The sequence below is a fragment of the Prosthecobacter sp. genome (genome assembly GCF_044232965.1).
Lineage (GTDB): Bacteria > Verrucomicrobiota > Verrucomicrobiia > Verrucomicrobiales > Verrucomicrobiaceae > Prosthecobacter.
Genome location: NZ_JBIIKX010000142.1, coordinates 1 through 4,982, shown reverse-complemented (window position 1 = coordinate 4,982; position 4,982 = coordinate 1). Strand labels below are relative to the sequence as shown.

Below are 4,982 nucleotides of genomic sequence, written 5' to 3'. Positions count from 1 at the left end.
GGATCTCAGCAAGCAGACGGCTGTACGCACACGCGGCACAACTCTGGACTATCGCGGTGGCAAGCGCGGCCTGCATCCCACGGACATTGAGATTCAAACCGGCTCGATGACGGCGATCATGGGGCCGTCTGGCTGCGGCAAGTCCACCCTGCTGAAGGTGCTCAACGGCGACGTGCCACTGACCCAGGGAAAGGTGGAGATCTTCGGAGTGGATCTGATCGCCGGATATGAATACCTGCGGACGGTCATCGGCTATGTGCCGCAGGACGACATCGTGCATCAGGAACTCACGGTGCAGGAGGCTATCTACTACGCAGCGCGTCTGCGACTGGAGCATCTCGACTCCGCCGCCATCAACGCGAAGGTGCAGGAGGTGATGAAGGATCTGCGCATCTCCCACATCCAGCGACACCTGATCAGCCAGATCAGCGGCGGGCAGCGCAAGCGGGTGTGCATCGCGGTGGAGCTGCTGTCGAGTCCGCTGATTCTCTTTCTGGATGAGCCGACGTCACCACTGGATCCGCAGGCCGTGGAGGAGTTCCTTTCCATCCTGGAGGATCTGACGAAGCAGGGCACGACGATCGTCATGGTGACCCACAAGCCGGAAGACCTCGAGTTCATGGAGAAGGTGATCTTCATGGGTGAAGGCGGGCATGTCGTTTACTCCGGTGCCACGGACGGATATCTGGCTTGGTTCGGTGTCGAGCGTACAACCGAGGTGTATGCACGCCTAGTCGGCGCGGAGCTGAACACGTGGATCGCCAAATACGTGCGCTCCAAGGGGCAGCCATCGCCCTCGGAGCCTCACGCCGGCATGAAACTGCAATCAACCAAGGCGGCGGCATGGCGTCAGTTTTACTGGTTGTCCCGGCGTTACATCGCCATCAAGACCAACGACCGAGTGAACACGATGATGATGATTGGCCAAGCCCCACTGATCGCGGCGCTCATCTGCCTGATCTTTGCCGACATCACGCCGGCCGTCCCCTTCCTGGTGGTCATCAGTGCGATTTGGCTGGGTACCAATAACGCCTCCCGGGCCATCGTGGGAGAGCAGGCCATCTTCAAGCGGGAGCGGATGTTCAATCTGCACCTGCACACCTACCTGGGCTCCAAGGTCTTTGTGCTGGGCATCTTCGCCATCATTCAGGCCGGGCTTCTGATGGCCGTAATCACGCTGGGCTACCAATTTCGTGGAACTGACCCGCTCTGGACGAGTCCTGCGGGGGGATTCATCTGGCTGTCCATGGTGTGCATCGCGTCCACGATGATGGGACTGTTCGTCAGTTCCTCCCTGAACAATCTAGAGAAAGTCATGACGCTGGTGCCGCTGGTGCTGATTCCCCAAATCATGCTAGCGGGATCGATCTCCAAAATCTCCAGTTGGATCGTGGAGCTTCTCAGTTATCTCACCATTTCCCGTTGGGGTACGGAGGGGTTGAACATCCTGCAGAAGACAGTCCACATCGACGGACCGTTTCCCGGGGCGGGCAGCGCGACCCAGGTGCTAGAGGCAAACCTAGGCCACTACTACCACGACGTGTTTGGCAGACTGGCGGGGACTTTGTTCCTGGATGTGTGGTGGCTGGTGAAACTGAGCCTGGTTTTTGCCCTGCTTACCATCTTGAAACTGAAGGCTCGAACTGCCAAATAAAGTGCTTTTCGGGAAGATTCCCATCGTTTCAGGATTTCACTTGCCCACGCACGCCAGATCAATATTGAGCCATGGAATACAATGACTAATAGTTCTTCGCAGCCACCACCTTCGCACGGGCAGACATTGCCAACCGGCACCCAGCTTGAGGAGTTTATCATCGAGAGGGTGCTTGGCAGTGGCGGTTTCGGAATCACCTATTTGGCGAAGGACAAGCGACTGGGACGACTGGTCGTGGTGAAGGAAAACCTGCCGGTGCAGTTTTGCTGGCGAGAGCAAAGCTCGCTCACGGTGCGTCCACGCCACGAAGGGGGGGATGATGCTGACAGCTTTCTCTACACCCTCGAAAGCTTCGAGCGGGAGGCCAGCACCTTAGCGTCCCTAGACCACTCCAACATCGTTAAGGTGCTACGAAGTTTTGAGGCCAATGGGACAGCTTATTTCGTGATGCCCTTCGTCGAAGGCACCGCTTTCGACGAGGTGATCCGGGATCGCCGGGATCGCGGGCAATACTTTGAGGACGAAGAACTCGGCGGCATGCTCTGGCGGGTGCTAGATGCACTAAGTTACCTTCACGACCGCGGGATCTACCACCGCGACATCAAGCCAGGGAACATCCTCGTAACGGCCACTGGCGAACCGGTGCTTATCGACTTCGGGGCCGCTCGTCAGCGTCTCAGCGAGCGCTCGCTCACCGTGATCGAAAGCGCTGGCTACACGCCCTTTGAGCAATTGCAGTCCCGTGGTGAGATTGGACCATGGAGTGACATTTATTCCCTTGCCGCCACTTTCTACAAGGCACTGACGGGAGAAACCCCCGCGAAAGCTACAGACCGTATTATGGAAGATCCTGTAGTGCCGCTGGCGAGCCGACCCGAATTACAAGGTCGGTATTCAAACCGCCTGCTAGCGTCGATTGACCAAGCGATGGCACCCAATGCCAGGAATCGATTTCAGACGAGCGCCGCATGGAAATCCTGCGCATGGGTAGTTCCGGCCCAGGCCACTGCAAAGCCAGCACATCAACCGGAAGCGATTCAGGACGACTCAGTAACGATGGTTAGGCGGCCTCGGCGCACGGGATCCGATAGCCCGAGCACATCGCCTCCAGCCGAGGTTCCACCTCCGCCAGAAGCAGCCAAAAATTCAGCAGCGGCCGTCCAAGCACCATCTCAACCTGCTAAGCCGATTGCAACGCCCCCCAAGCCTCGGCAGTTGAAGCCCAAAGACCGAAGCAAGCTCCCAGCGGCACTGGGGATTGCGGCAGTAATGATCGGCATCGCATCGCTCGCCTACTTTATACAGATGTCCTCCAAACCACCTGCAGGCTGGAATCCCGCGTTGGCGAATCAGGACGAAATCGATCTGTATGCCGAGCGCGGGGTCATGGACGCGGAGGTGGAACAAGCCTGCAGAATGCTCTCGGACTTGGAAAAGAAGGGATACCAAGCAGATGATTTGAGCAGCTTCAGCACTTCCTTTCAAAACCTTCTGGACGCGAGCAAAGAAGACCATCCCAATGCTGCGCTACCTCTGGGAAAGTGTTACAAAAATGGTGTTGGCGTTGCCAAAGACGAGGTGGAAGCGGTGAAGTGGTTTAACAATGCCGCAGAAGCTAAAGACATGGAAGCCATGCGCCTCCTCGGCGACTGTTACCGCGCAGGAACAGGAGTATCCAGAAGTTCCGAAAAAGCGATTGAATGGTATGAGAAGGCGGCTGGCGACAATGATTATAACCTCTCAGCAAAGATGGAGCGCCTGACGCTGCGGAATCTCGAAGTTTCGAATGTCCCCATTTCGGAAGCAGTTGAAATAATCATGGCCAAAAGTCGCGATCTGGATGTCGAAGAAACTGAGCTCAAAAGAAAAGGGATCACGATCATCGTAGATGACCAACTTGCTAATGACAAAAGTATCGTCAAATTTTACAAACGTGACTTAAAGGCGAGTGAAGCCCTCCGTTATCTGGGCGAACTTTATGCAATGAAGGTTGTTGTTAAGCCCTACGCAGTTTTGCTTATCCCTTCCTCCACCCGCTGAATAAAGTTGGACATTCAATTTTCTGCGAAAAAACATAAAAACTAAATTATGACAGTATACAATTTGGAAAAAACTTTTTCAGGCCGTTGGAAAGGGTATTTTTCTCTGTTTCTCATGAGCCTTTTGGGAGCAACTGCGATTCCGAGTGCAAAAGCTCAAGCAAACCAAGCTGCTGGCATTGTAATCTACAAGGCTGTTAAATCTGATGGACCTCAATTTTACAATGGATTTGTGTTCAAGAGCATAAGAGACACAGGAGCCTGGTTGGCATTTGATGTTGGACAACTGAAGCCTACCGAAATTGAGAAAGGCTTGATCGTCAAGGTTTTGGATTTTGAAATCGTCGGAGCTGGCAACGTCTTGACGATGAATATTCTGAACGACCAAGACGCGCAGCAAGTGGCTAATTTCAGGGATTACATCAAATCGGAAACAGCTAAGATGCCGAAATTAGAAAAACTAGCTACGGCAACCATAGGCATTTTGGATAATCAGATCTCGTCATTCAACAGCGGAAATATCCGAATGGGCGGCAGTTGGATGGACAAAGCCACATGGCTGCGTGAGCAAGAGGCCAAGACCAAAGCAACATTGATTATTGCAGGAAAATCCTACAGCAATCCTCGGTATGTTTCATCAAAGGAGGACACAATTACTCTGACGCACGACGGTGGGATCGCCAGACTCCAACTTAGCAAACTGAGCGCGAAAGACAGACTCCAACTTGTCAGCGCTTTCAAACTTGACCCTGACGCCATTGTGTCTACTGGGCCAAACACGCTTGATAGCTCACCTGCTGTAACACAAAACGCAAACATGCCTTCCAGCAGCAGGGTTAGCCCCAGCACGGAGGCTTACTTGACAGAGAAGATGAGCAAAATCATCTTCCCAACGTTTCAGTTCCAAGGTGCCACTATTGACGAGGCCATCGAATACTTGCGCGTCAAGAGCCGGGATTTTGACACTTTCCCAGACGCTTCAGGCGTCAAAGGCGTGAACGTCATCCTGCGCCAAGGTGATACACCAAGCAATGCTTCCATCAGTTTGGATCTCAAGAATGTGCCCATGCTCGAAGCGCTTCGTTATATCACTGAACTCGCCCAAATGAAGTTCAGGGTTGAGGCTCAGGCGGTATTGGTCTTGCCGCTGTCCGAAGAAGGCTTGACAGCGATGACTGGTACTCCAGCGAGCTCCAACTCAACTCAACCAATTGCATCTGCCTCAAATCGTTCTGCGCGACAGACGGGGCCTCGAATTCCCCTCCTTCCCGCCACCATGGCGGTGGAAG

2 protein-coding genes and 1 pseudogene are annotated in these 4,982 nt (G+C 54.1%); all 3 read left to right on the top strand.

Going from position 1 to position 4,982, the window contains the following annotated elements; all coding sequences use genetic code 11:
- A partial coding sequence (locus ACILSI_RS26640) for an ATP-binding cassette domain-containing protein (RefSeq protein ID WP_395724967.1) occupies window positions 1-1,654 on the top strand: 1,654 nt, incomplete at its 5' end.
- 126 nt (window positions 1,655-1,780) lie between these two features.
- Complete coding sequence (locus ACILSI_RS26635) at window positions 1,781-3,694, top strand: protein kinase domain-containing protein (RefSeq protein WP_395724966.1); 1,914 nt, start codon at window positions 1,781-1,783, stop codon at window positions 3,692-3,694.
- A 48-nt stretch (window positions 3,695-3,742) separates the two neighbouring features.
- Window positions 3,743-4,982, top strand: a pseudogene (locus tag ACILSI_RS26630) (hypothetical protein); the annotation flags it as partial.